27 protein-coding genes are annotated in these 26973 nt (G+C 73.1%); 14 read left to right on the forward strand and 13 right to left on the reverse strand.

Features of this window, described 5'->3' with window-relative positions; genetic code table 11:
* Together ABD143_RS14460 and ABD143_RS14465 are read right to left on the reverse strand one after the other, a co-directional pair.
* The gene (locus ABD143_RS14460) at nucleotides 1-675 is read right to left on the reverse strand and encodes an anti-sigma factor family protein (protein WP_343977062.1); all 675 of its coding nucleotides are present in this window, start codon (nucleotides 673-675) and stop codon (nucleotides 1-3) included.
* A complete protein-coding gene (locus ABD143_RS14465) occupies nucleotides 672-1208 on the reverse strand; it encodes a sigma-70 family RNA polymerase sigma factor (RefSeq protein WP_343977065.1) in 537 nt (178 codons plus the stop codon). The genes ABD143_RS14460 and ABD143_RS14465 overlap by 4 nt, the downstream gene beginning before the upstream one ends.
* 194 nt (nucleotides 1209-1402) lie before the next feature.
* Here ABD143_RS14465 and ABD143_RS14470 point away from each other — a divergent pair, with 194 nt between their 5' ends.
* The 5 genes from ABD143_RS14470 to ABD143_RS14490 all read left to right on the forward strand — a co-directional run bounded on the left by ABD143_RS14470 (nucleotide 1403) and on the right by ABD143_RS14490 (nucleotide 6975).
* A complete protein-coding gene (locus ABD143_RS14470) occupies nucleotides 1403-2179 on the forward strand; it encodes an SDR family NAD(P)-dependent oxidoreductase (protein ID WP_343977068.1) in 777 nt (258 codons plus the stop codon).
* A gap of 58 nt (nucleotides 2180-2237) precedes the next feature.
* Entirely contained in the window at nucleotides 2238-3329 is a 1092-nt protein-coding gene (locus ABD143_RS14475; protein WP_343977071.1) for a thiamine pyrophosphate-dependent enzyme, read from the forward strand.
* A gap of 17 nt (nucleotides 3330-3346) precedes the next feature.
* Entirely contained in the window at nucleotides 3347-4318 is a 972-nt protein-coding gene (locus ABD143_RS14480) for an alpha-ketoacid dehydrogenase subunit beta (protein ID WP_343977073.1), read from the forward strand.
* Nucleotides 4319-4402: 84 nt separating this feature from the next.
* Nucleotides 4403-5560 (forward strand): dihydrolipoamide acetyltransferase family protein, encoded by a 1158-nt coding sequence (locus ABD143_RS14485; protein WP_343977076.1) that lies wholly within the window; start codon nucleotides 4403-4405, stop codon nucleotides 5558-5560.
* The gene (locus ABD143_RS14490) at nucleotides 5560-6975 is read left to right on the forward strand and encodes a dihydrolipoyl dehydrogenase family protein (protein WP_343977078.1); all 1416 of its coding nucleotides are present in this window, start codon (nucleotides 5560-5562) and stop codon (nucleotides 6973-6975) included. Before ABD143_RS14485 ends, ABD143_RS14490 begins: the two co-directional genes overlap by 1 nt.
* Here the strand turns inward: ABD143_RS14490 and ABD143_RS14495 are convergent.
* Nucleotides 6936-7814 carry a proline dehydrogenase family protein gene (locus ABD143_RS14495; protein WP_343977080.1) on the reverse strand — a complete coding sequence of 293 codons (879 nt, stop codon included), beginning with the start codon at nucleotides 7812-7814 and terminating at the stop codon, nucleotides 6936-6938. The two genes, ABD143_RS14490 and ABD143_RS14495, sit on opposite strands and share 40 nt — an antisense overlap.
* Before the next feature lie 36 nt (nucleotides 7815-7850).
* Here ABD143_RS14495 and ABD143_RS14500 point away from each other — a divergent pair, with 36 nt between their 5' ends.
* Nucleotides 7851-9032: an acyl-CoA dehydrogenase family protein gene (locus ABD143_RS14500; RefSeq protein WP_343977083.1), complete on the forward strand. Its 1182-nt coding sequence runs from the start codon at nucleotides 7851-7853 to the stop codon at nucleotides 9030-9032.
* 22 nt (nucleotides 9033-9054) lie between these two features.
* Here the strand turns inward: ABD143_RS14500 and ABD143_RS14505 are convergent, their stop codons facing one another.
* The 3 genes from ABD143_RS14505 to ABD143_RS14515 all read right to left on the reverse strand — a co-directional run bounded on the left by ABD143_RS14505 (nucleotide 9055) and on the right by ABD143_RS14515 (nucleotide 11859).
* Nucleotides 9055-9597 carry a dihydrofolate reductase family protein gene (locus ABD143_RS14505; protein ID WP_343977086.1) on the reverse strand — a complete coding sequence of 181 codons (543 nt, stop codon included), beginning with the start codon at nucleotides 9595-9597 and terminating at the stop codon, nucleotides 9055-9057.
* Between the two features lie 523 nt (nucleotides 9598-10120).
* Nucleotides 10121-10738, reverse strand: a complete 618-nt coding sequence (locus ABD143_RS14510) for an FMN reductase (RefSeq protein ID WP_343977089.1) — start codon at nucleotides 10736-10738, stop codon at nucleotides 10121-10123.
* Nucleotides 10735-11859, reverse strand: a complete 1125-nt coding sequence (locus ABD143_RS14515; protein ID WP_343977092.1) for an LLM class flavin-dependent oxidoreductase — start codon at nucleotides 11857-11859, stop codon at nucleotides 10735-10737. Before ABD143_RS14515 ends, ABD143_RS14510 begins: the two co-directional genes overlap by 4 nt.
* A 144-nt stretch (nucleotides 11860-12003) precedes the next feature.
* Here ABD143_RS14515 and ABD143_RS14520 point away from each other — a divergent pair, with 144 nt between their 5' ends.
* From ABD143_RS14520 to ABD143_RS14530, 3 genes are read left to right on the forward strand one after another with little or no spacing between them, the layout of a single operon-like run.
* Nucleotides 12004-14289, forward strand: coding sequence for a hypothetical protein (locus tag ABD143_RS14520; RefSeq protein ID WP_343977095.1), 2286 nt, complete (start codon nucleotides 12004-12006; stop codon nucleotides 14287-14289).
* Nucleotides 14290-14310: 21 nt separating this feature from the next.
* A complete protein-coding gene (locus tag ABD143_RS14525) occupies nucleotides 14311-15375 on the forward strand; it encodes a S1 family peptidase (RefSeq protein ID WP_343977098.1) in 1065 nt (354 codons plus the stop codon).
* Nucleotide 15376: 1 nt separating this feature from the next.
* Complete coding sequence (locus ABD143_RS14530; RefSeq protein WP_343977101.1) at nucleotides 15377-16270, forward strand: DNA/RNA non-specific endonuclease; 894 nt, start codon at nucleotides 15377-15379, stop codon at nucleotides 16268-16270.
* A 95-nt stretch (nucleotides 16271-16365) separates the two neighbouring features.
* On the opposite strand, the gene ABD143_RS14535 is transcribed toward ABD143_RS14530, so the two are convergent.
* From ABD143_RS14535 to ABD143_RS14550, 4 genes are read right to left on the reverse strand one after another with little or no spacing between them, the layout of a single operon-like run.
* Nucleotides 16366-17004 carry a PHP-associated domain-containing protein gene (locus ABD143_RS14535; RefSeq protein ID WP_343977104.1) on the reverse strand — a complete coding sequence of 213 codons (639 nt, stop codon included), beginning with the start codon at nucleotides 17002-17004 and terminating at the stop codon, nucleotides 16366-16368.
* Entirely contained in the window at nucleotides 17001-17207 is a 207-nt protein-coding gene (locus ABD143_RS14540) for a hypothetical protein (RefSeq protein WP_343977107.1), read from the reverse strand. The genes ABD143_RS14535 and ABD143_RS14540 overlap by 4 nt, the downstream gene beginning before the upstream one ends.
* A 34-nt stretch (nucleotides 17208-17241) precedes the next feature.
* Entirely contained in the window at nucleotides 17242-18027 is a 786-nt protein-coding gene (locus tag ABD143_RS14545) for a hypothetical protein (RefSeq protein WP_343977110.1), read from the reverse strand.
* A 58-nt stretch (nucleotides 18028-18085) separates the two neighbouring features.
* Nucleotides 18086-19276 (reverse strand): MFS transporter, encoded by a 1191-nt coding sequence (locus tag ABD143_RS14550; protein WP_343977113.1) that lies wholly within the window; start codon nucleotides 19274-19276, stop codon nucleotides 18086-18088.
* Between the two features lie 16 nt (nucleotides 19277-19292).
* On the opposite strand from ABD143_RS14550, the gene ABD143_RS14555 reads away from it, so the two are divergent.
* Both ABD143_RS14555 and ABD143_RS14560 read left to right on the forward strand, forming a co-directional pair.
* Nucleotides 19293-19463 carry a hypothetical protein gene (locus ABD143_RS14555; RefSeq protein WP_343977116.1) on the forward strand — a complete coding sequence of 57 codons (171 nt, stop codon included), beginning with the start codon at nucleotides 19293-19295 and terminating at the stop codon, nucleotides 19461-19463.
* 95 nt (nucleotides 19464-19558) lie between these two features.
* A complete protein-coding gene (locus tag ABD143_RS14560) occupies nucleotides 19559-20431 on the forward strand; it encodes a LysR family transcriptional regulator (RefSeq protein WP_343977119.1) in 873 nt (290 codons plus the stop codon).
* On the opposite strand, the gene ABD143_RS14565 is transcribed toward ABD143_RS14560, so the two are convergent.
* Both ABD143_RS14565 and ABD143_RS14570 read right to left on the reverse strand, forming a co-directional pair.
* Nucleotides 20418-20870 carry an aromatic-ring hydroxylase C-terminal domain-containing protein gene (locus ABD143_RS14565; RefSeq protein ID WP_343977122.1) on the reverse strand — a complete coding sequence of 151 codons (453 nt, stop codon included), beginning with the start codon at nucleotides 20868-20870 and terminating at the stop codon, nucleotides 20418-20420. The genes ABD143_RS14560 and ABD143_RS14565 overlap by 14 nt on opposite strands.
* A complete protein-coding gene (locus ABD143_RS14570) occupies nucleotides 20770-21000 on the reverse strand; it encodes a hypothetical protein (protein WP_343977125.1) in 231 nt (76 codons plus the stop codon). Before ABD143_RS14570 ends, ABD143_RS14565 begins: the two co-directional genes overlap by 101 nt.
* 134 nt (nucleotides 21001-21134) lie before the next feature.
* Here ABD143_RS14570 and ABD143_RS14575 point away from each other — a divergent pair, with 134 nt between their 5' ends.
* The 3 genes from ABD143_RS14575 (at nucleotide 21135) to ABD143_RS14585 (ending at nucleotide 23737) form a co-directional block, all read left to right on the forward strand.
* Complete coding sequence (locus tag ABD143_RS14575) at nucleotides 21135-22742, forward strand: ATP-binding SpoIIE family protein phosphatase (RefSeq protein ID WP_343977128.1); 1608 nt, start codon at nucleotides 21135-21137, stop codon at nucleotides 22740-22742.
* Nucleotides 22739-23059, forward strand: coding sequence for an STAS domain-containing protein (locus tag ABD143_RS14580; RefSeq protein WP_343977131.1), 321 nt, complete (start codon nucleotides 22739-22741; stop codon nucleotides 23057-23059). The genes ABD143_RS14575 and ABD143_RS14580 overlap by 4 nt, the downstream gene beginning before the upstream one ends.
* A 66-nt stretch (nucleotides 23060-23125) precedes the next feature.
* Nucleotides 23126-23737, forward strand: a complete 612-nt coding sequence (locus tag ABD143_RS14585) for a superoxide dismutase (protein ID WP_343977133.1) — start codon at nucleotides 23126-23128, stop codon at nucleotides 23735-23737.
* A 130-nt stretch (nucleotides 23738-23867) separates the two neighbouring features.
* On the opposite strand, the gene ABD143_RS14590 is transcribed toward ABD143_RS14585, so the two are convergent.
* Nucleotides 23868-26540, reverse strand: coding sequence for a LuxR C-terminal-related transcriptional regulator (locus ABD143_RS14590; RefSeq protein ID WP_343977136.1), 2673 nt, complete (start codon nucleotides 26538-26540; stop codon nucleotides 23868-23870).
* Nucleotides 26541-26973: the final 433 nt, after the last annotated feature.

Raw genomic sequence — 26973 nt, forward strand, 5'->3', positions numbered from 1 at the left:
CTAGCAGGGGAGGTTGAGCAGCTCCCGGCCGTCCATCGTGCGCACCTGGATCGAGGTGAGGTCCGCGCGCGGGATGGCGGTGGCCCCGCTGACGACGGCCCGCCCGCTCGGTGTGGGTCCCCAGCTCGCGGCCACCTCGCCGTGCCCGTCGCGGGCGGTGACGTAGGCCTGATACCCCGATGCGGGCGGGAGCCCGGTCAGGTCGAGCTGCAGCGCGGTGCCCCAGCCGCGGGACTCCATGCTGCCGCTGCCCGCCGCCGTCACCCCCGCCGCCACGGTGAACGGGACCGCGGGGGCGGCGGTCGGGCCGGGAAGAACCGCGGGCGCCATCGCTATCGCGACCGCGACCACGGCGGCGGCCGCTGCCACGGCAGTTCCGATCCGCCAGCGGCGCAGCGTGTGCCGGTCGGCGGCCCGCTCGCGGCGCACGGCCTCGAGGGCGCGGGGCAGGAGGTCGGGGCTCGGGGTCAGCGTCTGGTTGCGGGCCTCGTCGGCGTCGAGCCGGCCGAGGAGCCCTGGCAGGGGCGCCAGGTCCGCCAGTTCGGCGCGGCACCGCTCGCACGTCGCGAGATGCCGTTCCACTACAGCCCGTTCGGCGGGAGCGAGGCTCCCGATCAGGTAGGCGCCGAGGTCGATCCGAGCGGCGTGCTCGGGCGCGCGAGACCCATCGGTCATTGCGCCACCCCCATCTCTTCCAGCACCAGCCGCAGCGCCCGCAGCGCGTAGTAGGTGCGGCTCTTGACCGTGCCCGGCGGCACCCCGAGCCGCTGCGCCGCCTGTGCCACCGACCGCCCCTCGTAGTAGGTCTCCACCAGCACCGCACGGTGCTCGGGGGTGAGCCGCGCGAGCGCGTCAGCCACCGTCCAGCGCTCCACGGCCCGGTCCAGCTCGTCCGCGGCGGGTGCGGCCGCGAGGGCGCGCTCGTCGGCCACAGTGGACGGGCGGGCGGCGTCGCGGCGCCAGAGGTCGGTCACCAGATGGCGCGCGGTCGTGAACAGCCACGCCCGGAGCGTGTCGGAGGTGGCGTCGAGGTGCTCGGCGCGGCGCCACGCTCGGACCAGCGTCTCCTGCACGACCTCCTCGGCCCGCGCTCGGTCGCCGGTCAGGCGCAGCACGTACCCGAACAGCGGTCCGGCCGCGTCCTCGTACAGCGCACGGACGAACGTCTCGGCGTCGTCCGGTCCGGGCGGCTGGGTCCCACCTGCCACAGGCCCCACTCTCACACCCCGACAACGCATGGCAGGGCCGCCCGGTTCAACTCCGGCCCCGGCATCATCCGGATTCCGGATGATGCCGGGGCCGGAAGACACCCTTGACCGGTTGGTGCGGCGGATCGAAGCTGAGGACGTCGGCCGGCAACGGTGACGCCGGCGGTCGCGGGCGTCGAGCAGGAAGGCGACCCGTGCCCCCACCAGAGACCCCCACCCGGTCCGTCGACGGGCTCGCCGCCGTCGTCACGGGCTCCAGCTCCGGCATCGGCCGGGCCATCGCACAGCGGCTCGCGGAAGGCGGGGCGCGTGTCGTCGTGAACTCGCGGGACGCGGGCCGCGCCGCGGAGGCGGCGGCCGCGATCGGCCACGGCGCCGTTCCTGTGGCCGCGGACGTGAGCGACGCGGCGGGCGCGCAGGCGCTCGTCGACGCCGCGGTCGAGGGCTTCGGGACGCTGGACGTGCTGGTCAACAACGCGGGCATCCCGCTGGTACGCCCGGCCGAGGAGATCACGGCCGACGAGTGGACACGCGTGATCGCCACCAACCTCACCGGGCCGTTCCTCTGCGCGCAGGCCGCCGCGCGGGTGATGCTGGCGGGCGGCGGCGGCACGATCCTCAACATCTCATCGGTGCTCGGCGCCGTCGCGATCCCGGGTCGCACCGCGTACGCCACCGCCAAACACGGGCTCGACGGGCTGACGAAGTCACTCGCCGTGGAGTGGGCCGACCGGGGCGTCCGGGTGGTGTCGGTGAACCCCGGATACGTGGCCACTCCGTTCGTCGAGCACACGATGAGGTCGGGCCGCTTCTCCGCGGCCGACATCGAGCGCCGCACCCCGCTGGGCCGGCTCGCCGACCCGGCGGAGGTGGCCGAGGTCGTCGCCTTCCTCGTCTCGCCCGCCGCCTCCTACGTCACCGGGGCGCAGGTGCCCATCGACGGCGGCTGGCTCGCCTACGGCGGCTGGTGAGCGTGGGAACCAGCAGCGTGGTAATCGACTGAGCGTGGTAACCAACGGAGAGGAACCCGTGTCCGGATTCGTCCCCCAGTTCCGTCCCGAGCACGGCGCCGCGACGCCGTGGACCGTGCTGCGTCCGGGCGGCGACCTCGAACCCGGCCGCTCGCCCACCCTGGACGGCGAGCGGCTGCGCGCGGCGTACGAGCTCATGCTCTTCTCCCGCGCGTTCGACGAGAAGGCGTTCAGCCTCCAGCGCCAGGGCCGGTTCGGCACGTTCTCGCCGGTCCGCGGACAGGAGGCGTCGGTGGTGGGGGCGGCGTTCGCGCTCGACCCGGCGCGCGACTGGGTGGTGCCGCAGTACCGGGAGCTGCCCGCGCTGCTGAACCAGGGGCTGCCGCTGGAGCAGTTCATGCTGACCTTCCTCGGCGACCCGCGCGGCGGCCGCGCCCCCGACGAGGTGAACGTGCTGCCTATCCAGATCGGGCTGGCCGCGCAGCTCCCGCAGGCCGTCGGGCTGGCGTGGGGCCTGGCGCGGCAGCGGCGCGACGCCGTCGTGATGGTGTTCTGTGGGGACGGCGCCACCTCCGAGGGCGACTTCCACGAGGCCTGCAACCTCGCCGGGGTCGTCCGGGCTCCCGTGGTGTTCCTCGTGCAGAACAACGGCTGGGCCATCTCCACGCCGCGAGCCCGGCAGTCGGCCGCCGCCAGCCTCGCCGCCCGGGCGCCGGGGTACGGGATGGCGGGCGCGCTCGTGGACGGCAACGACCTCCTCGCCGTGCACGAGGTGGCGAGCAACGCCGTGGAGCGGGCCCGCTCAGGAGGCGGGCCGACGCTCGTCGAGACGCTCACCTACCGGCTCGGCGACCACAACACCGCCGACGACGCGACCCGCTACCGCCCCACCGACGACCTCGCGGCGTGGGAGCCGCGAGATCCGCTCGACCGCGTGCACACGTACCTGCGGTCGCGCGGGCTGTGGGACGACCCGCACGACGCCGCGGTGCGCGAACGCATCGCGCAGCGCATCGAGGAGGCCGTGCGCACCGTCGAGGCGGTCGCCCCGCCCGGCGTCGAGCACGTGTTCGCGCACGTCACCGAGACGCCCTCACCACGACTGCAGGCCCAGCTCGCCGAGCTGCAGGCGCACGGCGGCGCCCGATGACCCGGCGGATGACCCGGATGACCATGCTCGAGGCGATCAACACGACGCTGCGCGGCGAGCTCGCCCGCGACGAGCGCACGATGGTGCTCGGCCAGGACGTGGGGCGGCTCGGGGGTGTCTTCCGCGCCACCGACGGGCTGCTCGACGAGTTCGGGCCGGAGCGGGTGGTCGACATGCCGCTCGCCGAGGCGTCGATCGTGGGGGCGTCGATCGGGCTCGCGGCCGCCGGCCTGGTGCCGATCGCGGAGCTGCAGTTCCTCGGGTTCGCCCACCAGGCCTTCCACCAGGTCGGCGCGCAGCTCGCGCGGATGCGCTACCGGTCGCAGGGACGGTTCCCGATGCCGGTAGTGGTGCGGGCACCGTTCGGGGGCGGGGTGCGCACCCCGGAGCTGCACTCCGAGGCGCTCGAGGCGCAGTTCGTGCAGTCGCCCGGGCTCGACGTGGTGATGCCCGCGACCGCGGCCGACGCGAAGGGGCTGCTCCAGACCGCCGTCCGGTCGCCGGACCCGGTGCTGTTCTGCGAACCGCTGCGCGGGTACCGGCTGGTCAGCGGCGAGGTGCCGGACGGGGACGCACCTGTGCCGTTCGGGAAGCTGCGGGTGGCGCGTGCGGGCGCCGACGTCACGATCGTGGCCTGGAGCGCCGCGGTGCAGGTGGCGGAGAAGGCGGCGGACCTGCTGGCCGAGGAAGGCATCGCGGCGACGGTGCTCGACCTGCGCACGCTCGTGCCGCTCGACGAGGCCGGCCTGGTGGACGCCGTGGCGTCGACCGGGCGGTGTGTCGTGGTGCACGAGGCGCCGCTGTCGGCCGGGTTCGGCGCCGAGGTCGTGGCGACGGTGGCGCAGGGGGCGTTCTACTCGCTGGAGGCCCCGATCGCGCGGGTCGGGGCGCCGGATACGCCCTACCCGCCGGGGCGGGTGGAGGACTTGTTCGTGCCGGGTGTGGAGCGGGTGGTGGCGGCGGCACGCGAGACGGTGAAGGCGGCATGACTGCACCGCCCGGACGTCAGCGGGGTGGCCCCGCTGACGTTGAACGTCTGCAATGTCACCTTCCTGACGTGTCGGGGGCTTGCCGTGGCTGAGATCGTCTTCCGGCTTCCGGATGTCGGAGAGGGGCTCGCCGAGGCGGAGGTCGTCGAGTGGCTCGTCTCCCCCGGCGCCGCCGTACGCGCCGACCAGCCCGTTGTGACCGTCGAGACGGCGAAGGCGCAGGTGGAGCTGCCGGCCCCGGCCGACGGGACGATCCGGGAGCTGGCCCGAGCCGTCGGTGACATGGTGCCGGTCGGGGAGCCACTCTTCGTGCTGGAGACAGCGGCCGCCACCGTGCCTGCGACCCGCAACCGGGTGCTGGCCGCACCGAGCACCCGCCGGCTGGCCGTCGAGCACGGCGTCGACCTCACCACGCTCACCGGCAGCGGCCCGAACGGCCGGATCGTGCCGGACGACGTCATGGCCGCGGTGGCGGCACCGCTCAAGCCAGAACCAGAACCCGAACCCGAACCGGTGGTCCAGCAGGCGCCCGTGGACACACCCGACACTGAGGTGCGCCCGCTGCGTGGGCTGCGCCGCCAGACCGCGAAGGCGATGACCGCGGCGCTGGCCGTCCCGCACATCACCGAGTTCCGCGAGGTCGACGCCACCGAGCTGGAACGGGCCCACGCCCTGCTGCGCGGGGACGCCGCGGCGCGCGGCGCGCGGCTCACCCTGCTCCCGCTGCTGGTCCGGGTGCTCGTGGCCGCGCTGCGCCGCCATCCCGAGCTGAACGCCACCTTCGACCCGGACCGCGCGGAGCTGACGGTCCACCGCCGCCTGCACGTCGGGATCGCCACCGCCACCCGGGACGGGCTCGTCGTGCCCGTGCTGCGCGACGCCGGCCCTCGCGGGGTGCCCGGCCTCGGCCGCGAGATCGCCCGCCTGGTGGAAGCGGCCCGCGAGCGCACCCTGACGCCGCGGGACACCACCGGCGCCACGTTCACGGTGAGCAACTTCGGCAGCTACGGCACCTGGCTCGGTACGCCGCTGATCAGCCCGCCGCAGGTGGCGATCGCCGGGTTCGGCCGCGTCCGGGACGCGGTGGTGCCCGTCGACGGGGCTCCGGCCGTGCGCCGGGTGCTGCCGCTCGCGGTCGCCGCCGACCACCGGGTGCTGGACGGCGCCGACCTCGGCGCGTTCGTCGCCACGCTGGAGCGGTTGGTCACCCAGCCACTACTGCTGCTCGGCGAGGACGGCTGATGGTCGTCGGGGAGATCGCCGAGGCCGTCGACCTGCTGGTGGTCGGCGCGGGCCCGGCCGGCTACACGGCGGCGCTGCACGCCGCGCGCCGCGGCCGCGACGTCACACTCGTCGACCGTGACGGCACCGACGGGGTGGGCGGGGTGTGCCTGCGGGTGGGCTGCATCCCGTCGAAGGCGTTGATCGAGCTGGCCGACCTCGGCGCGCGGGCGGCCGCCGCAGGCCTGGGCCTCGCCGCCCCCGATCTCGGCGCGTTCCAGGCCCGCAAGCGGGCGATCGTCGCCGAGCTGACCGACGGGATCCGGTCGATGCTCGGCGGCGCGGACGTGCGGGTGCTCGGCGGGGAGCTGCGGTTCACGCGGCCCGATCAGGCCGTCGTCCGCACGCCGGACGGGCGCGCGGCGTTCGTCGAGTTCCGGGACGTCGTGCTCGCCACCGGGTCGCGGCCGACGGTCCTGCCGGGCCTCGTCCCCGACGGGCAGCGGGTGCTCGACAGCACGGGCGCGCTCGACCTCGCCGAGTTGCCAGCCGCCGTCGCCGTGGTGGGTGCCGGGTACATCGGTGTCGAGCTGGGCACGGCGCTGGCCAAGCTCGGCGCGGCCGTCACGCTGGTGGAGGCGGCCGGGCGGGTGCTGCCCGAGATCGACGCCGCGCTCGTCCGGCCCGTGGCGCGCCGGCTCGCCCAGCTCGGGGTTGCGGTCCTGACGGGGGCGGCGGCGGGCGAGCACCGCGACGGGCTGCTGCACGTCCGGCAGGGCGAGCAGGAGACCGCGGTGAAAGCCGACGTGGTGATCGTCGCCGCCGGACGGGTTCCGAATACCGACCAGCTGGGCCTGGACCGGCTCGGCGTCACCCCCGGACCCGACGGTCGCATCCCGGTGGCGCCCGATCGGACGGTGCGACCGCACGTCGCCGCGATCGGCGACGTCAGCCCTGGCCCGGCCCTGGCGCATAAGGGCTACGCCGAGGCACCGGTGGCGGTCGACGCGCTGTGCGGGGAGCGCGTGGCGTTCCAGCCTGCCGCGGTTCCCGCGGTGGTGTTCGGGGACCCCGAGATCGCGACGGTCGGCCTCACCGCTGCAGCCGCTCGCGCCGAGGGGCTCGACCCGGTGGTCACGACAGTCCCGATGGCGGCGAACGGCCGGGCGCTCACCCTCGGTGCGCCGCACGGCACCGTGCAGCTCGTGACCGAGGCCGGCACCGGGGTGGTGCTCGGGCTGCACGTCGCGGGGCCGCATGCGTCCGAGCTGGTCGCGGCGGGCACGGTGGCGATCGAGATGGGCGCCACCGCCCTCGACCTCGCCGACACGATCCACGTCCACCCCACGGTGTCGGAGCAGGTGCAGGAGGCGGCGAAGGTCGCCGTGCGCCGGGCTCAGGCGCCGCGCGACTCCGCCACCCGCCGCATCCAGTAGCGGAACCAGTTCGCCCCGAACGGCACGTACACCCGCACCGGCACCCCGCGCTCCACCAGCTCGCCGGGGACGTCGGGCCGCACCCCCAGCAGCTGCTCCACCGGCCGCGGGCCCAGCGCCGCGAGCAACGCCTCCCGCAGCACCCCGTCGTGGGTGGCGAGCGAGAAGTCCGCGCCTGCCGCGGCGAGACGGTGCGCGAGCCGGAGGTAGGCGACGTCGGTGGGCTCACCGTGCGGATGCGCAAGGCCGGCGGGCTCGAGGTAGGCGCCCTTGACCAGCCGCACCTGCACCCCGGCCGCGACGAGGCGGTCGGCATCGGCGGGCGAGCGGTGGAGGTTGGCCTGCACGGTGGCCCCCAGCCGGTCGGCGTGCCCGCGACCGGCGGCGGCGAGCACGCACCCGAGCACGGCGTCGGTGCGGGTGTGGTCCTCGGCACCGACCTGGATCCGCCGTCCGAGCGGGAGTGCCGCGGCGATCGCCGCGAGGTGGTCGGCGCACCGGGCCGCGTCGACGTCGAGGCCGAGGTGCGATAGGTCCGCCGAGAGCCACACCGACTCGGGCTGCCCGGCGAGGCCCTCCCCCAGCCGGACGTAGTCGGCCGCGACGGCGTCGGCGGTGGCGCGGTCGCGCACCATCTCGCCGAACTGATCGAGGCTGGTGCCCACACCACGCGCGGCCAGGCCCTGCGCCACCCGGACCGCGTCGGTCGCGCCGGTACCGGCGACGTACCGGGAGGCGGCCCGCCACGCAGACTGCTCCCCGCCGGGCACCGCGCGGAGCGTGCGTTCGAACCTCGCGCTCGTCGCCAGCCGGAACAGGACCGCCCGATCGAGATTCACCGCCCCATCCTCACGCACGCCGTGCAGGATCGGGACATGGCCACCGCTCAGCGCAGCAGTAGGGACGAGCTCGTCGAGATCGCCACCGGGCTGGCGCGGCGCTTCGCCGACCGCGCAGCCGACCACGACCGGGACTCCACGTTCCCCTACGACAACTACGCCGACCTCCGCGAGGCCGGGCTCCTGGGCCTCACCGTGCCCGAGGAGCTGGGTGGGCTCGGCGCCGGTCTGGGCGACGTGCTCGCCGTGCTGGAGCGGCTCGCGAGCGGCGACGGTGCCACCACCCTGGCCGTGACGATGCACATCTCGCCCGTCGGGCAGTGGGCGGCGGTGTGGCGGCGCACCGGCGACGAGCGCCTCGCCGAGATGCTCCGCCGCGCGGCCGACGGCTCACTGGTGTGGGCAGCGCTCACGGCCGAGGCGGGCGTCCGCAACACGATGACCGACTCCCGCACCACCGCGACGCGCGTCGACGGCGGGTTCGTCATCAACGGCCGGAAGATCTTCGCGACGAACAGCGCCGTGGCCACCGACTTCTCCACGACCGCCCGCTACGAGGACGCCGAGGGCGGGCCGCGGCTGCTGCTGTGCCAGGTGTCGATGGCCCAGGAGGGCGTGAAGATCCACCCGACCTGGGACGCGCTGGGCATGCGGGCGACGCGCAGCGACGACGTCGAGTTCACGGACGTGTTCGTGCCCGACGAGCGGGTGGTGCACTCGCTGCCGGTCGGCAGCCTGGACCGCCGGGTGCTGGAGACGGTGTGGTCGTGGGCGATGCCGTGCTTCGGCGCCGTCTACACGGGGGTCGCGGCGGGAGCGCTCGACTGGACGGTCGAGCGGGTGGTCCGCTCCGGCCGCGCCGACGACCCCGTGCTGCAGGACGTGATCGGCGAGTGCCGGATCACGCTGGAGACGTCCCGGGCCGTGCTGCACCGCCATGTCGACGACGTGCAGCACGGCCGGATCTCCGCCGGCCGGGTGCAGGAAGGTCTCGCCCGCTGCGCGACCGCGAAGTACGTGGCCGCCACCAACGCGACGCAGATCGTGCAGCGGCTCGTCGACGTGGTGGGCGGGCCGGCCTTCACGCGGGCGTTCCCGTTCGAGCGGATGTGGCGCGACGTGCAGGCCGGGCCGATCATGCCGATGGGCAACCTCGCCGCGCGCCGGCTGGTGGGCGCCGACACGCTCGGCGTGGCCACCGCGCCGGAGCACGGCTGACGCGGCTTGACCATCCTCACAGTCAGCCGAGCACGCGGAACCACATGTTCGTGATCTGCGGCGTGTAGGTGAGGCTGATCCGCTCCAGCTTCACGTTCGTCCCGCCGGGGTGCTCGAAAAGCCGCACCCCGTCGCCGAGCAGCACGGGCACGACGCTCACGACCACCTCGTCGAGCGCGCCGGCTTCCAGGCACCCGCGGGCGGTCTCGGCGCCGAGCACGAGGACGTGTTTCTCCCCCGCGGCCGCCTTCGCCGCCGCGAGCGCGGTGTCGAGGTCGCCGAAGAACGTGACACCCGGGATCGGCTCGGCGGGCGGGTTGTGGGTGAGCACGAACTGCGGTCCGTCCCATCCCCCGCCGAACGCCTTGCCCTCCGCCTCGGTGCCCCGGTGCGGGTCGTCGCCGCCGAACGTGCGGGCGCCGACGAGGAGCGCCCCGGTCGTCGCGATCAGCTCGCCCGCCACCGGGTTCGGCCCGGCGTGCCCTGCCATCCAGGACATGTCGCCCCCGGCGCCCGCGATGTAGCCGTCGAGCGACATCGCGGCCGTGTACAGCACCTTCGCCATGATCCACCTCCGTCGAGAGTGTTGACCCTCGTTTAGACGGCCGCACGCGCGGAACCTCATCGGCGAAGCCATCGATGCGTGCCACGCGCGCAGGTACGTCTCCGGCACCAGGTCTTCGGCCTCGTCGAACGAGCCGAGCATCCGGTATCAGTGCACCCGCAGCTCCCGCCGGCGCGGCTCGACGAGAGCCGCGAACGCTGCGCCGTCCACCCCACGCGGCGGCGCCCGGTGCGCGGGTGTGTGCAAAGCCAGGAGCGGCGGGCCCGGCCGGACGCGGCCTCAGGCTCTGCACACACATACGCGTCCACCCCACTCGCCAGGCGGCCGTGAGGTGCACGTCAGAGCTGTTTGATCTTGCTTGGATCGCTCTGATGTTCATCTCGCGGCGGCGCCCGGTGCGCGGGTGTGTGCAGAGCCTGGAGCGGCGCCTCCAGCACGACCAGCAACGCGAGGCCCACGGAGTCGGCGAGGACACCCTGCTCAGCCGGGTCGAACCACTATGGAGGGGACGGCGCCGCGCGCGTCACTCGCCCTTCAGGAGCTGCTCGAAGGGGATCGGGTCCTCGTACCTGTCCGCCTGTGCAGGGGCGCTGCGGTCCGTCATGAGGTCGGCCAGCTCGCCGGCTGCCCGGGCGATGCGCTCGGTCAGCGCGGGCACGCCCGCGGCGCCGCCCGCCCAGTCCTCTGGCGCCGCGAACACCGCGGTCGGGACGACCACCCCGCGCAGGTACGCGAAGAGCGGGCGCACGGCGAACTCGAGGGCGAGCGAGTGGCGGCCGGTGCCGCCGGTCGCCCCGATGAGCGTCGGCTTCCCGGTCAGCACGCTGTCCTCCAGGGAGTCGAAGAACAGCTTGAACAGCCCGTTGTAGGAGGCCGAGAAGATCGGCGTGACGGCGATCAGGCCGTCGGCGCCGACAACGCTGTCCACCGCCTGCCGCAGGCCACCGCCCGGGAAGCCCGTGAGCACGGCGTCCACGAGCTCGTGGCCGTGCTCGCGCAGCTCGACGACCTCCACCTCCGGCGTGACCCCGCGCTCGCGCAGGGCGGCCGTGACGGCGGCGGTCAGGCGGTCGGCGAGCAGCCGGCTGGACGACGGGACACCCAGCCCGGCGCTCACGACCGCCAGCTTCCGTGTCGTCATGCGACGACCTCCTCATCGGTGACGTCCTCGGTCACGTTCTCGCGGGCGGCCTCGGCCGCGGCCTTGAGGCTCGCGTGTGTGGGCGCCTCGGGCACGTGCGCGGGCTTGCGCGCGGCGAACTCCTTGCGCAGCACCGGCACGACCTCCGAACCCAGGATGTCCATCTGCTCCAGGACCGTCTTGAGCGGCAGCCCGGCGTGGTCCATCAGGAACAGCTGGCGCTGGTAGTCGCCCACGTTGTCGGCGAACGACAGTGTCTTGTCGATCACCTGCTGCGGGCTGCCCACGGTGAGCGCCGTCAGCTCGCTGAAGTCCTCCAGCGACGGGCCGTGGCCGTAGACGGGCGCGTTGTCGAAGTACGGGCGGAACTCGCGCACGGCGTCCTGCGAGTTCTTGCGCATGAACACCTGCCCGCCGAGCCCGACGATCGCCTGGTCGGCGGCCCCGTGGCCGTAGTGCTCGAAGCGCCGCCGGTAGAGCTGCACCATCCGCCGCACGTGCCCGCTGTCCCAGAAGATGTTGTTGTGGAAGAAGCCGTCACCGTAGTAGGCGGCCTGCTCCGCGATCTCCGGGCTCCGGATCGAGGCGTGCCAGACGAACGGCGGCACCCCGTCGAGCGGCCGCGGCGTGGACGTGAAGCCCTGCAGCGGCGTGCGGAAGCGGCCCTCCCAGTCGACGACGTCCTCGCGCCACAACCTCCGCAGCAGCGCGTAGTTCTCCACGGCGAGCGCGACGCCGTCGCGGATGTCCTTGCCGAACCAGGGGTAGACGGGGCCCGTGTTGCCGCGCCCCATCATCAGGTCGACGCGGCCGCCCGAGAGGTGCTGCAGCATCGCATAGTCCTCGGCGATCTTGACCGGGTCGTTCGTCGTGATCAGCGTGGTGGCGGTCGACAGGAGCAGCCGCTCGGTGCGCGCGGCGAGGTACCCGAGCAACGTGGTGGGCGACGACGGCACGAAAGGCGGGTTGTGGTGCTCACCCGTCGCGAACACGTCGAGGCCGATCTCCTCGGCCTTCATCCCGATGGTGACCATCGCCTTGATCCGCTCCGCCTCGCTCGGCGTGCGGCCGTTCGTCGGGTCGGGCGTGACGTCCCCGACGGTGAAGACGCCGATCTGCATGTCTGCCTCCGATAGTTGCTGCATCAATCAGTTGCATCAACGCGGTTGCCGTCGTCGTTATGCCCGGAGCCCCCCTGCTGTATCAGGGAGAGGCGCCGACGTCTCATCGATACGTTCCCACCCCCCTGCCGCGAGGTCCGGCCGATGTTGACGGTGCTCCTCCACGTGACCCCCGGCGCTACGGGGCCCCGCTGCGAGCTGCGGCAGTTCGTGGCGGGCACCTGGCGGACGCTGGCGGGCCACGACCTGCCCGACGCCCCGCCGGACCGCACAGCGCTCGCGGGCGGCCCGGCCGCGGCCGGCGAGCACCTCACGGGACTGCTGCTGCGCGACGACACCCGCAGGGCCTGGGAGGAGCTGCGCGACGCGAGCCCGTACGGGATGCGCACGCTCGTGCAGGTGGACCCGCCCGACCTGCAGGTCCTCAACTGGGAGTGGATGGCGCTGGCGCGCACGGCCTTCCCCGACCGCATCCACCCCGTGGTCCGCGCCCGCGGTCTCGACCGCGACGACGTCCGGCTCGAGCTCCCGCTGCGCGTGCTCGCCGTGGTCGGCGACCTCGCCGAGCTGCCCGCGGCCGAACGCGGGATCGAACGCGCGATCGCCGCGGCGCGTGGCCGGGTCGACGCCGAGGTGCTGATAACCCCGACCGCGGACGCGCTGCAGGCCGTGCACGGACGCATGCGCCCGCATGTCCTGCACGCCGTCGGGTGCGACACGAGGCTGCTCGGCGCGCTCCGCGCCCCGGCCCCACGGCTCGTCGTGCTCGATCGGGGGCCGGACCCGGAGACCGAGCGGCACCTCACCGGAACGCTGCTCGACGCCCGCGCCTGTGCCGTCCTCACCGTGCCGGCCGGCACCGACGGCGCGACGGGAGCAGCCTTCGCCGCTGAGCTGTACGCGGCCCTGGCCGCCGAGGAGCCGGTGGACGTAGCGGTAGCGCACGCGCTGGAGGCGGTGGAAGGCGCTGAACACGTCAGCGGGGTGGCCCCGCTGACGTTCAACGTCAGTAAGGCCACCCCGCTGACATCTGATCCTGGTTTCCTGCCGAGCCTCACGGTGCGGGTGCCGCCCGAGCAGGTGCTGCGGTTCGATCGGATCCCCCGCCAGCACGTCCCGGTCCACGACGGCCCGGCACCCGCGGACCGCGCCGAACAGCTCGTGGAGCTGGCACGCGCACTGACCCGGTTCGACCGCCTCCGTGAGGCCGGCGCCGAGCTGGACGGCCTGCTCGCTGCCCCGCATTCGGGACAGGGCCCGGAGCTGCGGCTGCTGCAGGCCGGAGTCGCCCTGCGGTGCGGCCGGCTGGCCAGGGCGGTGGCGAGCGTCCGAGGTGCGACGGACGGCCACCGGGTCACCGTCGTGCGGGTACGGGCCGCACTCGCTGGACCCGAGCCGGGCGACGCGATGCGGATCGCCACCACGGGCGCCGATGCCGCCACGCCGCAGGGTCTGGAGCTGGCGGGGGCGACCGCAGCCGAGCTGATGCTGCTCGACGAGGCGGACAGGTTCGTCGACGCGGCCGCGGACGCGTGGCTCGACCGGGGCGTCGCCGAGGGCGCAGTCCGCTGCCACGCACGCGCCGCCGTACTGGGGATGCGCGAGCGCGGCCGGACGTCCGACGCCGCGGAGCACCTCGACGAGGCCGCGCGGCTGGAGGTCCCGGTGGGCTCGTCCGCGTGGGTCCGGCGGGCGGCGGCGCACCTGGAGCTGCTCCACCGGCAGGGCCGCCCCGCGGACGCCGGGCGCGCGGTCGCAGCAATGTTCGACGCGCTGCGCGAGTCCCCCGGCGTCCCGCCGCGCAGGCTCGTGCGGGCAGCCGTCGACGCCCTCGCGGTCTGCCGGCCGGACCAGCGGGCAGAGCTGCTCGGCCTGGTCGTCGCGAAGCTGCGACGGGTCACCCCACCGGCCGCACGCGTGGTGCTGCTCGCCGGGCTCCGCCGGGTACCCGCGCTGCCTGCCGGCCCGCTCCCGGAGCTCCACGACCTGGTGCGCGACGCCGACCACGACCCCGGGCTCGCCCCGGGCGACCGGGCGCTGCTCACCCTCACGCTCGCGGAGCTGGACCGGCTCAGCGATCGGCGCGCGGAGGCGGAAGCGGCGCTGGCCTTCGTCCGTGGCGCGCTGCCCTCACCGCTCGCCCGCCGCGCCTGGTGGGCGACGCTCGACCGGCTGGGCCCGCCCGTGAGCCGCACTGCGCCCAGGCACGACGAGCTGGCCGCCGTCGCCGCCGCGACGGGCGACCTCCCGCTGCTCGCTGCGGCGTTCCTCGTCGAACGCGCCGAGGCGCAACGCGACGCCGACGCCACCCTCGCGCGGCGGCTCGTCCAGGATGCGGTTTCGCGGCTCGCCGAAGCGCCCGAGCAGGACACGCAATGGCACTCCCGGCTGCGCAAGCTCGCTCACGAGCTGGCGCAGCCCCTGACCTGATCTCCCGGAAGGAGAACGAGCGTGACCACGACCCGAGGACCGGAGACCGCCGCTCAGAACGACCCGCTGCAGGAGCACATGGAGGCCATCGACCGCCTGGCCGCGCTCATCGCCGACGGCGACGAGCAGCGGCACCTCATCGTGTTCCAGGCCCTCGCCAACCAGATCGACGACTTCCTCGTGCGCGACGTCGACGATGGCGTGCAGCACGCCCGCTCGGTGCTCATGCGCACCGCGGCGCCGCACCTCAAGAGGTCGAGGACGCGGTCGCGCCGGAGCAAGCGGGCCGCCGTGGAAGCCGTCGCAGCATCGAACGCGGCAGCACCGAACGGGGCCGCGCCGCCCGCCGCCAGCATCTACACCGACCCGGTCTTCCAGCGGAACTCCCGCAAGCTGATCCGCAGCGCTGCCCGCATCATCGGTGGGGTACCCACCTCCGACTTCCCGGACTGCGTCGCGGTCGGGCATCGGCGCGGCTGGTGCTGCACGGGCACGCTCGTGGCGCCGAACGTCGTGGTCACCGCCGCGCATTGCGTCCCGGACTGCGCGCAGCGGATCTTCGTCGGGGAGGACGTCGACGACCCGAGCGGCGGCCAGGTCGTCGCCGTGCGCACGGCGGTGGCGCACCCCGACTACAGCCCGCCCGACCCGACCAGCGACATCGCGGTGCTGATCCTCGGCGCGCCGGTCGAGAACGTCACGCCCCGCACGATCGCCGACAAGGCCACCGTCGACGCGGCGGCCACCGTGCGGCTCGTCGGCTACGGCAACACCGACGTGAACTCCACCGGCGGGTACGGCAGGCGCCGCCTGGTGGACGTGCCCGTGGCGGGTGAGGACCCGCAGTACGGCGCCGACTTCCGCAGCGAGTTCGTGGCCGGTGCGCCCTTCCTCGACCGGGACAGCTGCAACGGCGACAGCGGCGGCCCCGCCTACGTGGCGGTCGGCGACGACTGGCAGCTCGCCGGAGCCACGTCCCGGGCCACCAACAGCTCCGTCCGCCCGTGCGGCGACGGCGGCATCTACACGCGGGTGGCCTTCCACGAGGACTGGGTCCGCTCCGTCCCCGGCGGGATGTGGGGCTGACATGACGGCTCCCGAGATCGCCGATGCGGCGGGCGCCGTCCACCCGGTGTCGTACTACGACGGCTACCGCGGCTACGACCCCGAGTTCCTGGGCACGCCCGTCCCGCTGCCGGTGCTCACCGACGAGCAGCGACGGGTGGCGGCGGCCCGCCCGGACGCCGGGCCGGACGAGGACCCCGTCGTGCTGCCGTACACGCACTTCAGCGTCGTGGTGCACCGCCCGCGCCAGCTCGCCTGGTACACGGTGGTCAACATCGACGGGGCACATCTCGTAGACCTGCCCCGCGACGCCGACCGCTGGTACTTCGACCCGCGGATCGCGCAGTCGGAGCAGATCGGCGAGGAGCTCTACCGGCGCAACGCCCTCGACCGCGGCCACCTCGTGCGCAGGCTCGACCCTGTGTGGGGGTCGGACCCCGAGCGCATTGCCGACGACACGTTCCACTTCACCAACTGCTCGCCGCAGCACGAGCGGTTCAACCAGGGCCAGGACCGCTGGCAGGGCTTGGAGAACTACATCCTCGACAACGCCGAGGCGCGCGACCGCCGGATCACCGTGTTCACCGGCCCGGTGCTCGACGACGACGACCCGATCTACAAGGGCGTGCGGCTCCCACTCGCCTACTGGAAGATCATCGCCTACGACCAGGCCGACGGCACACCCGCCACGGCGGCGTACGTGCTGGAGCAGGCGCAGCTGATCGAGGACCTCCTGCGCCGCAGGGCCGTGTTCGACCCGGGCGCCTACCGGGTCCCGGTGGAGCACCTCGTCGAGCGCACCGGGCTCGACTTCAGCTACCTGCAGGAGTTCGAGCTGCCGCTGACGGCAGCCGGGCTGCGGGCACGCGCGGCCAGGCTGCCGATCGGGGAGGACTACACGAACGCCCTGCCCTGACCGGCAGCCGGCCCCGGTGCGGTGGGCTTTCCCGCTCGACGACACCGAGACGAAGGCGATCGCCGCGTTCCTCGACGAAGCAGGCCTCGGCGACGTCAGCCGGGAGCGGCCGGCGGGTACCGCGGGGCGTGCGGGCGCAGCTCGCCCACGACGTCGGCGGCGGAGAGCCCGGCGCGGAACTCGCCGGCCGAGCCGAAGGCCGGCATCTCGAGGTACGCCGCCCCGAGGCCGGTGACGTCGTGCGCATCCGATCCGGCCGTGCCCGGGAGCCCGTACCGCTCCGCGAGACGTACGGCAGCGGCGTTGTGCCTCGGGTCGTGGACCTTCGCGTTGAACACCTCGATGAAGTCGACGGCGCCCTCCGCGCACAGGGCGTCGGCGACCGCTGCGGCCCCGGCCCGCAGCGGGTCGAAGGCATGCGGGAGGCCGACCAGCCCGCCCTGGTCCCGGATGCGCCGCACGACCTCCCGCACCGGGAGGACGTACGGGATGCGTTCGGTGAGGAACAGCCCGAGCACCTCGCCGTCGGCGGTGCGGATCTCCTCTCCGACCTCGATCCGGACGCCGAGGTCGCGCCCCTGCGCGGCCAGCGCGGCCGAGGTCTCGTTGTGGTCGGTCACGAAGACGACGTCGAGCCCCAGCTCGACGGCACGGTGCGCAAGCTGCTCGACGCGCAGCACGGCGTCGCCGGAGACGGCGGTGTGCACGTGGCAGTCGACGCGAACCCGTCTCACGGAACGGCGATCCCGAGCTCGGCGAGCAGGTCCTGGGAGTAGGCGACCCGCCCGGTGAGCTTGGGCTCCCGGACCGGGGGCCACCTGACCGGGAGCCACCCGAGCATGCGGTAGCAGTGCACCAGCAGCTCGGACCGGTACCGCTGCACCAGCTCGCCGAAGGCGGACTCGTCACCCGCCCCGTGCCACGCCGTCCCCCCCACGGGCTCATCGTGCCAACCGACGCCTGCGAACCCGTCAGAGGACGGAGACGGCCCCCGTCACCGCCACCAGCAGGGCGTATCCGACGACGGCTGAGCGCATCACCCGCACCCGGCGCCGCTCACTCCAGTCCAATGCGCCGAGGAGCCACGCGATCGCGGGGAGCACGAGCACCGCGTGCAGGGCCACCCCGTGCACCGGCTTGAGCGTGCCGAGCGTGCTGTAGGCGAGCAGCGGGTCGCCGCTGCGGGCCTCCCCCACCCCCGTGGCGATCATGACGGCGCCGACGGCGAGCCCGACCACCAGCAGCGCGAACCCCGATCGCACCGCGAGCCGCATGCTCGGCGCCAACCCACCCGCGCCCCGCAGCGCCGCCGTCGCGAACGCCAGCACGGTCACGATGATCACGCCGCCGCCCCCGGCCAACGCCATCGAGACACCCGTGTCGAACGGGGTCTCGAAGTTCACGTGGGACGGCACGCCGCGCCACGCCTGCATGGTGACCAGCGCGGTCTCCACGACGCTGACCGCGCTGAAGACGCCCAGCAGCACCGTCCGGGTCCGCAGACCCATCGTGAGCAGCGAGGTCACCCAAGCGACCGTCGCGAGCGTCAGCCCGAACGACAGCCCGAACGTCATGGGCTTGCGCATCGAGACCGGGCCGAACCACGTCGCTCCGGTCACGAGCAGCACACCGAGGTGCACCAGTCCACTCGCGAGGAGCACCACGCCGAGGACGTACGCGACCCGCTCCACCGGCCGTCCGCCGGTCCGGGCGTGCAGCAGCGCCGCGCCGAACGTCCGCGCTGGGATCACGTCCACATCGGCGAGGCTAGGGCGCTGGACCCGCCCGGACGTCCGTCCCGGGGAGGCTCTGCGGCTACCGCGCAGGGCGTACGGCGGCCCGTCGCCGGGGACGCAGCGCGACCGCCGCCACGAGCGCGGCGACCACCGGCACGATCCCGCAGGCGGCCATCCCGGCCCGCGCACCCCACATCGATGTGATCCAGCCGATCACCGGACCGCCCAGCGGCGTGCCGCCCACGAACGCGAGCATGTAGAGCCCCATCACCCGCCCGCGCACACCCCCGTCGACCGCGGTTTGCACCGACGAGTTGGCCATCGCCTGGAAGGCCAGGTTGCTCACGCCCATCACCACCAGCGCGGCGAGGAAGATGCCGAGCCCCGGCGCGAACGCGGCTGCGGTCTGGGAGAGGCCGAACGCCACCGCCATGACCACGATCGTCCGCAACCGGACGTGCGTCCGCGCGCCCGCGACCAGCGCCCCGGCCACCGACCCGACCGCGATGACGACGTTGAACAGCCCGTAGAGGTCAGCGCCGCCGTGAAAGGTCGAGTCGGCCATCGCCGTGAGCACCACGGGGAACTTGAGCCCGAAGGTCCCGACCACCCCGACCAGGAAGATCGTCCACGCGACGTGCGGGCGCGCCGCGACGTACCGCAGGGCTGAGCGGAGCTGACCCGGTGCCCGCGCGGCGGGCGGAACGGACAGAAGCTCGGCCGAGCGGATGAACATCAGCCCGGTCAGCGGGGCGAGGTAGGACGCCGCGTTGGCCGCGAACGCCCAGCCCGTGCCGACGGTGCCGATCAGCACGCCGGACACGGCAGGCCCGAGCAGCCTGCTGCTCTGGAACACCGCCGCGTTGAGGGCGATCGCGTTGCGCACGTAGCGCGCGGGGACGACCTCGTTGACGAACACCTGGCGGGTGGGGTTGTCGACCACGAACACGAGGCCCGCGGCCAGCGCGAACAGGTACACGTACTCCACGCGGGCGTGCCCGGTGAGCGTGAGGACGGCCAGCCCGGCGCTGAGCGCGCCGTTCAGGGTCTGGGTGACCATCAGGATGGCCCGCTTGGGGTAGCGGTCGGCGATCATGCCGCCGTACATGCCGAGCAGCAGCATCGGCAGGAACTGGCACGCCATCGCGATGCCCACTGCCGACGCGCTGCCCGAGAGCTCCAGCACCAGCCAGTCGAGGGCGATGCTCTGCATCCAGGTGCCGGTGCTGGCCACGGCGTGGCCGGAGACGTAGATCCGGAAGTTCCGCACCCGGAGCGCCGCGAACGTGTTCCCCCGGCGCCGGGTGCCGGTGCTGCTCGGAGGTTCGGTGCTGCTCGGAGGTTCGGTGCTGCTCGGAGGTTCGGTGCTGCTGGGAGGTTCGGTGCTGCTGGAGATTTCGGTATTGCTGGATATTTCGGTATTGCCCGGTATGTCGGCCGCGGCCGTTGTCACGTAGCGCCCCTCGTCGCTGAAATTCTACTGATCCATCTTCGGAGGCGCCGGGGCTATTCTGAACCCCGATCAGCTGACTAACTGCTATTGCGGAGCGCTATGACTGTGTCGCTCGACCCTGACCGGCTCCGGACGTTCCTCGCCGTCGCGCAGACGCGCAGCTTCACGCAGGCCGCCGCGCGGCTCGGCATCCGCCAGCCCACCGTGAGCCAGCACATCCGCAAACTGGAGGAGGCCACCGGGCGGGTGCTCGTGCAGCGCGACACCCACAGCGTCACGATCACCCCCGACGGCGAGGCCATGATCGGGTTCGCGCGGTCCATCCTGGCCGCCCATGAGCAGGCGGCGGGCTATTTCAGCGGGGAGCGCCCGCACGGACGGCTGCGAATCGGCATGTCCGACGACCTCGCGCTCACCCGGCTGCCGCAGATCCTGCGCGACTTCCGCCGCGACCACCCGCTCGTCGACCTCGATCTCACCGTCGACCAGAGCGGCACACTGCACCGGAGGCTGGAGAACGACCGCCTCGACCTGTTCGTCGGCAAGCGCCCGCGCGGCGAGTCCCGTGGCCAGCTCGTCAAGCGCGACCGCCTGGTGTGGGTGGGCAACGCCGCCACGCGGCTCGAGTTCAGCAGGCCGCTACCGCTGGTCGTCTACCCGGCACCCAGCCTGAGCCGCACCGCGATGCAGAACGCGCTGGAGCGGGCGAACACCGCTTACCGGAGCGCCTGCGTCTGCCGGGGCGTGAACGGGCTGATCGCGGCCGTCGCGGCGGGCATCGGCATCTCGGCGCTCGCGAGCAGCCTCGTGCCGGTGCAGCTCACACCACTCGGGCCGCAGCATCGCCTCCCTGAGTTGGGCTACATCGATCTCGTACTCCTGACCAACCCCCGCACCGAGCAGCGCCCGGCCACGAAAGCGCTGGCAGCCGCGGTGCTGGCCAGCGGGCCGGCGACCCTCACGGCATCCTGATCCGACCGCTCGAGGTCCCGATCCGATCATCGTGCCTACCCGTCAAGCCCAGCAGCGTCCGGACGACCCCGGCCGGCGCCGCGGGATCGGTGCCACGCCAGGCGACGACCTGATCGGGCCGCAGCAGCAGCGCGCTCCCGGCCGGGAGACAGTCGGCGTCGAGCCGATGGGCGGGCACCGACACCGGGGCGCCGGCCACTCCGTGCTCCCACGGCTGCACGTCCCCGGCGACGACGAGCGCCCACCCCGGGCCGGCGAGGTCGACCGTGGACCGGGTGCGTCGGGCTGACGGCCGGGGGCGTCCGGATCGCCGTGCACGACGGGTGCCCGGTGCGGGATCAGCCGGAGAGCCGCTGCCGGAGCATCCCCTTGGCCTGCTCGGCGCCCTTGCGGCTCTCACCCTGCGCCCGGCGGAAGAACTCGGCGAGTTCGTTGTCACCGTCGCGCTCGGCGTCCTGGATGTAGGTCTCCAGACGGAGCGTGTTGCTGAGGCAGGCCTCCGTGAACCAGATCAGGTCGTAGTCCTTGTCCTTGGTTCCGGTCACCTGGCCGGTCTCGGTGGTCGACATCTGCGATCGCTCCTTCCTCGGGAACCGTTCGGACGCTCGGGGGCGTACCCGCTTTGTGGCGTGGCACACCGGTGGGTCGGGGGCCGTCCCCTCGGTCCCTGCCGACTACCCGCCGTGTGGTTACGCTCCTTCTCATGACGACGGATGACCTGGCGCTTGCCGTTCCGGGCGACCGCCTCCGTCGCATCGAGGCGGTCACCGACGCGGCACTCGCGCACATGGGTGTCGAGGAACTGCTCGTCGAGCTGCTGGACCGTGTTCGCGAACTGCTCTCGGTCGACACGGCGGCCGTGCTCCTGCTGGACACGTCTGCGAAGTTCCTGATCGCCACCGCGGCCCGAGGGATCGAGGAAGAGGTCCGCCAGGGCGTCCGGATTCCGCTCGGGAAGGGCTTCGCCGGCCGCATCGCGGCCCTTCGGCAGCCTGTGTACCTCGCCCAGGTTGACCACTCCAACGTCCTCAACCCGATCCTGCGGGAGAAGGGGATCTGCTCGCTGCTCGGCGTCCCGCTGATCGCGGGCGGCAACGCGATCGGCGTGCTGCACGTCGGCACCCTCACCCCACGCGAGTTCACCCAGGAGGACACGGAGCTGCTCCAGCTCGTCGGCGACCGGGTTGCGCTCGCCACGCAGGCGCGGCTGACCCAGGTGGCCAGCGCGGCAGCCGCCTCCTTGCAGCGCAGCCTCCTGCCTGCGGGGCTCCCCGAGCTGCCTGGCCTGGAGATGGCCGCGCGGTACGTGCCCGGGGGCGGCGGCAAGGTCGGCGGCGACTGGTACGACGTGTTCGACCTGCCGTCTGGCTGGCTCTGCGTCGTGGTCGGCGACGTCGTCGGGCGCGGGCTCCCCGCCGCCGACGCAATGGGCCGGTTGCGCAGCGCTCTGCGGGCGTACGCGCTGCAGGTGCAGGACCCCTCCGACGTCCTCCACGCGCTGGACGTGCACGTGCACCATTTCGAACCCGACATCATGGCGACGGTGCTGCTCGCGTTGATCGACCCGGGCTACGACCGGATGCTGATCTCGTCGGCCGGCCACCCACCCCCGGTCTCGGCAACCCCGGGACGGACCGCCGAGCTCGTCGAGCTGCCGGCCGACCTGCCGATCGGTGTCGACCCGGTGCGCCCGCGCCGCACGACCGAGGTGCCGCTGCTCCCCGTGCACGGCCTGTTGTTCTACACCGACGGCCTCGTCGAGCGCCGGGGCGTCTCGCTGGACGTCGGGCTCGATCATCTGTGCGAGGTCGTGGAACCCGGGCCGTCCGAGGCGGTGTGCGTCCGGGTGATGTCCGAGCTGCTGGGCGGCGACCAGGCCACCGACGACATCGCGCTCCTGATGCTGTCGCGGACGCCAACGGACGGGACGGAACCGCTCGCCGTGCGGGTCCGCGCCGAACCCGGCGCGCTGCGCCGCATCCGCACCTGGGTCCGGCGCTGGTCGGCGTCGATCGGCGCCACGGTGGAGGAGACGAACGACCTCGTGGTCGCGATCGGCGAGGCCTGCGCCAACGTCGTGGAGCACGCCTATGGACCGGGCGGTGGCATCCTCTCGGTGCAGCTGTCCCGCGAACCGCCTGCCGTTGTCGCGGTGATCAGCGACAACGGCCGGTGGCGTGCCGCCCGCGGCTACAACCGCGGCCGGGGAACCACCCTGATCCACGGCCTCACCGACGGCGTCGAGATCGAGCACCTGCACGACGGCACCCGCGTGACGCTGCGGAAGAACCTGGCGAAGGAGGCGGGATGACCGAGGCTGTCCTCGACGTCGAGCAACTGCCCGACAGCACGATGCGCATCACGATCCGCGGCGAGATCGACCTCTCCAACGTCGCCGCGGTGGAACAGAACATGCTGGATACGATCTCCAACCAGCTCTCCGAGGTCGTGGTCGACCTCAGCGCGGTCACCTACGTCGACAGTGCGGGGCTGCGGGTGCTCTTCACCCTCGGCACCCGGCTGGAGGCACTCCAAATCCGGTTCCGGCTGGTCGTGCCACTGGGCTCGCCGCCCCGGCGGGTCATCGAGCTCTCCGGCATCGGATCGGTGGCGGTCGTCCAGCCCTGAACGGAGGGGTGAGCTGCGCCATCCCGAGCTTGATCTCAACGCGGGTTGAGGTTCGAAGGTACGGGTATGGCTGTCTACACCCTCCCCGACCTGCCCTACGACTACGGCGCCCTCTCCCCCCACATCGCGGGCGAGATCATGGAGCTGCACCACAGCAAGCACCACCAGACCTACGTGAACGCCCTCAACGACACCCTGGAGAAGCTCGCGACCGCACGCGAGAACGGCGACTTCGGCTCGATCGTCGGACTGGAGAAGACCCTCGCCTTCAACCTCGGCGGCCACGTCAACCACTCGATCTTCTGGAAGAACCTCTCCCCCGACGGCGGCGACAAGCCCCACGGTGAGCTCGGCGCCGCCCTCGACGAGCATTTCGGCTCCTTCGACGCCTTCCAGGCCCACTTCACGGCGGCCGCCACCACGATCCAGGGCTCCGGCTGGGCCGTTCTCGGCTGGGACACCGTCGGCAGCCGCCTGCTGATCCACCAGCTCTACGACCAGCAGGCCAACCTCCCTGCCGGCCAGGTCCCCGTCGTCATGCTGGACATGTGGGAGCACGCCTTCTACCTGCAGTACCGCAACGTCAAGCCCGACTACGTCAAGGCCTGGTGGAACGTCGTCAACTGGACGGACGCCGCACAGCGCTTCGAGCAGGCCACGGGCGTCCGAGCGGGATGATCGCGTCTCCCGGGCCGCTCGCGGACGCCCTCCGGGACGCCTTCCGCCACCACCGGCGAGCCGGCGGGCGGCCGGCCGTCAGGCGGGTCGCGGTAACACGCGGCCGGGTCGGCGCGCCTCGCTCGGGCCCTCACTCCCGACACTCGCCCAGCGCGGCGCGCAACTCCGCACGGCGGTGGATCCCCAGCTTGCCGAACGCGTTCGCGAGGTGGGTCTCGACCGTCCGCACGGAGATCACGAGCCGGCACGCGATCTCCCGGCTGTGTTGGCCCGCCGCGGCCAGCGCGGCCACCTCTCGCTCGCGGGCGGTGAGCGGCGGCGGCGGGGACGAACGGATCAGAGCGGGTGTCAGGGCGCCCCCGCAGTCCCGTGCCAAGCCGACCGCCCGGCCGGTCGAGGCGCGCGCCCGGCGCCGGTGCCCCTCGCGGTCGTGGGCGTCCGCCGCCTGCGCGGCCGCCTCCGCCGCGAGCAAAGCGGCGCCGAACGTGTCGAACTCGTCTGCCACGTGGTCCAATCGCTCGCCGTCGCAACGGGCGACTGCCTCGGCATGTGCGGCGTAGGTGGGTGCGAGCCCGTCGACGTACTCGGCGAGCTCCCTGAGCCGACCCGACACCTCGTCAGCCCTGCCGAATCGGACGGCGGTGTGCAGAGCGAGGGCCTCGATCATCGGTTGCGTCATCGTGGCGGCGATCGAGGCCGCTCGGATCGCCTCGTCGCCCGCGTCCGTCATCCGCTTCTCGGCGGCGGCGCGCCAGGCCTGGGCCAGCACCGTTTGCGGCTCGTAGATCCGGACGGCGCCGGGCCCCTCCACCATCTCAGCGGCGGAGACCTTCCCGGCAGCGACCGGATCGCCGAGCTGCGCATGAGCCTGCGTCAGGTACGCCCGGCACAGGGGCAGGCAGCCGATCGGATCGCTCTCGGTGAGTTTGCTCGTCGCTTCTGTGAGCCATCGCACAGCGACCGCAGCACGTCCTGCCGCCAGCGCCGCCGAGCCGACCTGCAGCGCCGCCAGTCCATCTCCGACCGACGCCGCCTCGGCCATGGTCATCCGGTGCAGCTCGGCCGCTCGCTGTTCGGCCTCTCCGACACGGCCTGCCAGGTTGAGCGCGAGCAGTTCGTTGTGTGCCAGCGCCCATCGGGCGGAGAAGATCTCGGGATCTCCTCGGCCTCGTGCCGCCGCGGCCCGCCCGTGCTCGGCGAACCTCAGAGCGTCGCCCGGGGCGCCGAGCACCGCCTGAGCGGCTGTCACCGCGGCGCAAGCGCAGATCGTGGCGGTGCCGTCGTCGGCCAGACCCGCGGCGAGCACGCTGCGGCCCAGTTCCGCCGCCTCCCGTGGGCGCCCAGCAGAGAAGGACAGGATGCTACGGACCGCGGTCACCTTGGCCGACGCTTGCGGCCCGACCGATTCGTTCGCCTCGTCGAGCACTGCGACGGCGTCCTGGGCGCGTCCGAGGCCGTAGAAGAGGTTGAGAGCCCGAGTGGCTGCCAGCCCCGCCCGCTCGTCATCCGTCCGAGCAAGGGTCGTGGCGTGAGCTGCCACGTTCTCCGCGTCCAGCGACCGGCCCTGCCACCGCAGCCCCTCGGCCAAGGCGATCTGAGCATCGCAGCCGGCGCCGTGCTCGATCGCGGCGCCGGCAATCCGCTCGCTTGCCACATGCAACCCGCGAGAGTTGGCTGTCGAAGCCGCTGCGACGAGCAGGCCGGCCTCCGATGTCGATCCTTCGCTGTCCGCAAGCAGCGCGCCGGCCTGTACAAGATCGCGAGGCCGGCACGCTGCAACTCGAGCGGCGAGCGCTGCGCGCAGTCGACGGGCGGTGGTCAGCGGCATGTGCGCGCGCAGCACCTCGGCGTGCACCGGCTGCGCGAGCCGAGTCTCGATCTGCCGACCGGCGTACTCGGCTGTGATGATCCCACGCCTCTCGAGCGAGGCGACCACCTCAGCAGACGTCATCGCGATCAGCTCAGCGAGGGGGAGCGGCTCACCGACCGCGAGTAGCTCGACCGCCACCTGCTCGGTCGGCTGCAGCTCGCCCACCCGGGCAAGCACCAAGTCCGACAGACGCCGGGTCGGCGCGAGCGGTCCGTGCCAGCGCCAGACCTCGTCAGCGACTTGGAGGTTGCCCATCTCCTGCCCGGCCTCGACCACCTCACGCAGGAGCCGTGGGCAACCGGCCGTCATCCGCCAGAGGTATTCACACGTCCGGCTATCGACAACGCCGCCGAGCACAGAGCCGAGCAGCCGGTCCTGATCCGGCCGGGTCAGCGGGGCCAGCTCGAGCCGGGGCGCCAACCCGTCCTTCCAGATCGCGGTTACCGCTTCCGGTTCGGGGGCGCCGCTCAGCACCGTGAGCACGACAGAAGCGGCACCGGTCAGGACGAGCGCGTGCACAAGGCACGCGGAGAGCTCGTCCAGGAGGTGCGTGTCGTCGACGGCCACGACGAGCCACTGTTCGTGGGGCGCACGGGTGACGGCCGTGATGGCCGCCTGCAGCACGGCCGCGGGGTTCGACTCGGAAGCGCCGACCGGCACCAGGTGAGCGAGGGCACCGAGCGGGACGCTGGACATCGCTCGCGTCGCCCTCGCATGCGCCGTGGGATGCTCGCGGCGTCCTGCGGCGAGGATCGCCTCCCGTGCCAGCCTCGTCCTCCCCACGCCCGGCTGGCCGGCGAGGACGATCGCCCCCGGCCCGTTCCCGATGACGCAGTCGTGGATGGTCGCGATCTCGCGCTCTCGCCCCACTAGCGCCCACGGCGCCCCGATCGTGTACGTATGGGGATCGACGAGCGTGCTGGTCGGAGTCATGATCTGATCGACCAAAACGCGAACGTCCATGCTGCGTGCCCCCTTCGGGAGAAATCTCGATCAATGGACCGGCCGACGCCCCTCTGCTACTCGGTAGGTCGGACAGCCGTGTTGCATCCGCTATCCGCCTGGGGGCGTCGGCACCATTTGGCGCAGCGGACTGCGCCTCTCGTGAGATCGTGGAACAGGTGGCACGGGCAGCGTACGCCGCCGTCCCGGACGACAGATGACGCATTCGGCCGCATTAGGGATGAGCCCCGTAAGTAGCACGAGCGCCGGCCTACGTATGAGCCGGCCCGTAGTCAGTAGGAGTCGTTTCGCAGGACGGTGGGTCGACTTCGGAAGTGAGTACGGCGAGTGGTTGCGGGTTGAACCTGCTTCCGCGCAAATTAGTTGGGTTCAGGGGACATCGATTCGATGGGGAAGAGACCGT

Source organism: Pseudonocardia aurantiaca (genome assembly GCF_039526725.1).
In the GTDB taxonomy this organism is placed as follows: domain Bacteria; phylum Actinomycetota; class Actinomycetes; order Mycobacteriales; family Pseudonocardiaceae; genus Pseudonocardia; species Pseudonocardia aurantiaca.

What these genes read in the sequence shown, in the direction of transcription:
- ABD143_RS14530 (WP_343977101.1), top strand. Translation starts at nt 15,377, where the DNA reads ATGACGGCTCCCGAGATCGCCGATGCGGCGGGCGCCGTCCACCCGGTG.
- ABD143_RS14520 (WP_343977095.1), top strand. Translation starts at nt 12,004, where the DNA reads ATGTTGACGGTGCTCCTCCACGTGACCCCCGGCGCTACGGGGCCCCGC.
- ABD143_RS14580 (WP_343977131.1), top strand. Translation starts at nt 22,739, where the DNA reads ATGACCGAGGCTGTCCTCGACGTCGAGCAACTGCCCGACAGCACGATG.
- ABD143_RS14460 (WP_343977062.1), bottom strand. Translation starts at nt 675, where the DNA reads ATGACCGATGGGTCTCGCGCGCCCGAGCACGCCGCTCGGATCGACCTC.
- ABD143_RS14590 (WP_343977136.1), bottom strand. Translation starts at nt 26,540, where the DNA reads ATGACTCCGACCAGCACGCTCGTCGATCCCCATACGTACACGATCGGG.
- ABD143_RS14575 (WP_343977128.1), top strand. Translation starts at nt 21,135, where the DNA reads ATGACGACGGATGACCTGGCGCTTGCCGTTCCGGGCGACCGCCTCCGT.
- ABD143_RS14585 (WP_343977133.1), top strand. Translation starts at nt 23,126, where the DNA reads ATGGCTGTCTACACCCTCCCCGACCTGCCCTACGACTACGGCGCCCTC.
- ABD143_RS14570 (WP_343977125.1), bottom strand. Translation starts at nt 21,000, where the DNA reads ATGTCGACCACCGAGACCGGCCAGGTGACCGGAACCAAGGACAAGGAC.
- ABD143_RS14480 (WP_343977073.1), top strand. Translation starts at nt 3,347, where the DNA reads ATGACCATGCTCGAGGCGATCAACACGACGCTGCGCGGCGAGCTCGCC.
- ABD143_RS14515 (WP_343977092.1), bottom strand. Translation starts at nt 11,859, where the DNA reads ATGCAGATCGGCGTCTTCACCGTCGGGGACGTCACGCCCGACCCGACG.
- ABD143_RS14560 (WP_343977119.1), top strand. Translation starts at nt 19,559, where the DNA reads ATGACTGTGTCGCTCGACCCTGACCGGCTCCGGACGTTCCTCGCCGTC.
- ABD143_RS14510 (WP_343977089.1), bottom strand. Translation starts at nt 10,738, where the DNA reads ATGACGACACGGAAGCTGGCGGTCGTGAGCGCCGGGCTGGGTGTCCCG.
- ABD143_RS14490 (WP_343977078.1), top strand. Translation starts at nt 5,560, where the DNA reads ATGGTCGTCGGGGAGATCGCCGAGGCCGTCGACCTGCTGGTGGTCGGC.
- ABD143_RS14505 (WP_343977086.1), bottom strand. Translation starts at nt 9,597, where the DNA reads ATGGCGAAGGTGCTGTACACGGCCGCGATGTCGCTCGACGGCTACATC.
- ABD143_RS14500 (WP_343977083.1), top strand. Translation starts at nt 7,851, where the DNA reads ATGGCCACCGCTCAGCGCAGCAGTAGGGACGAGCTCGTCGAGATCGCC.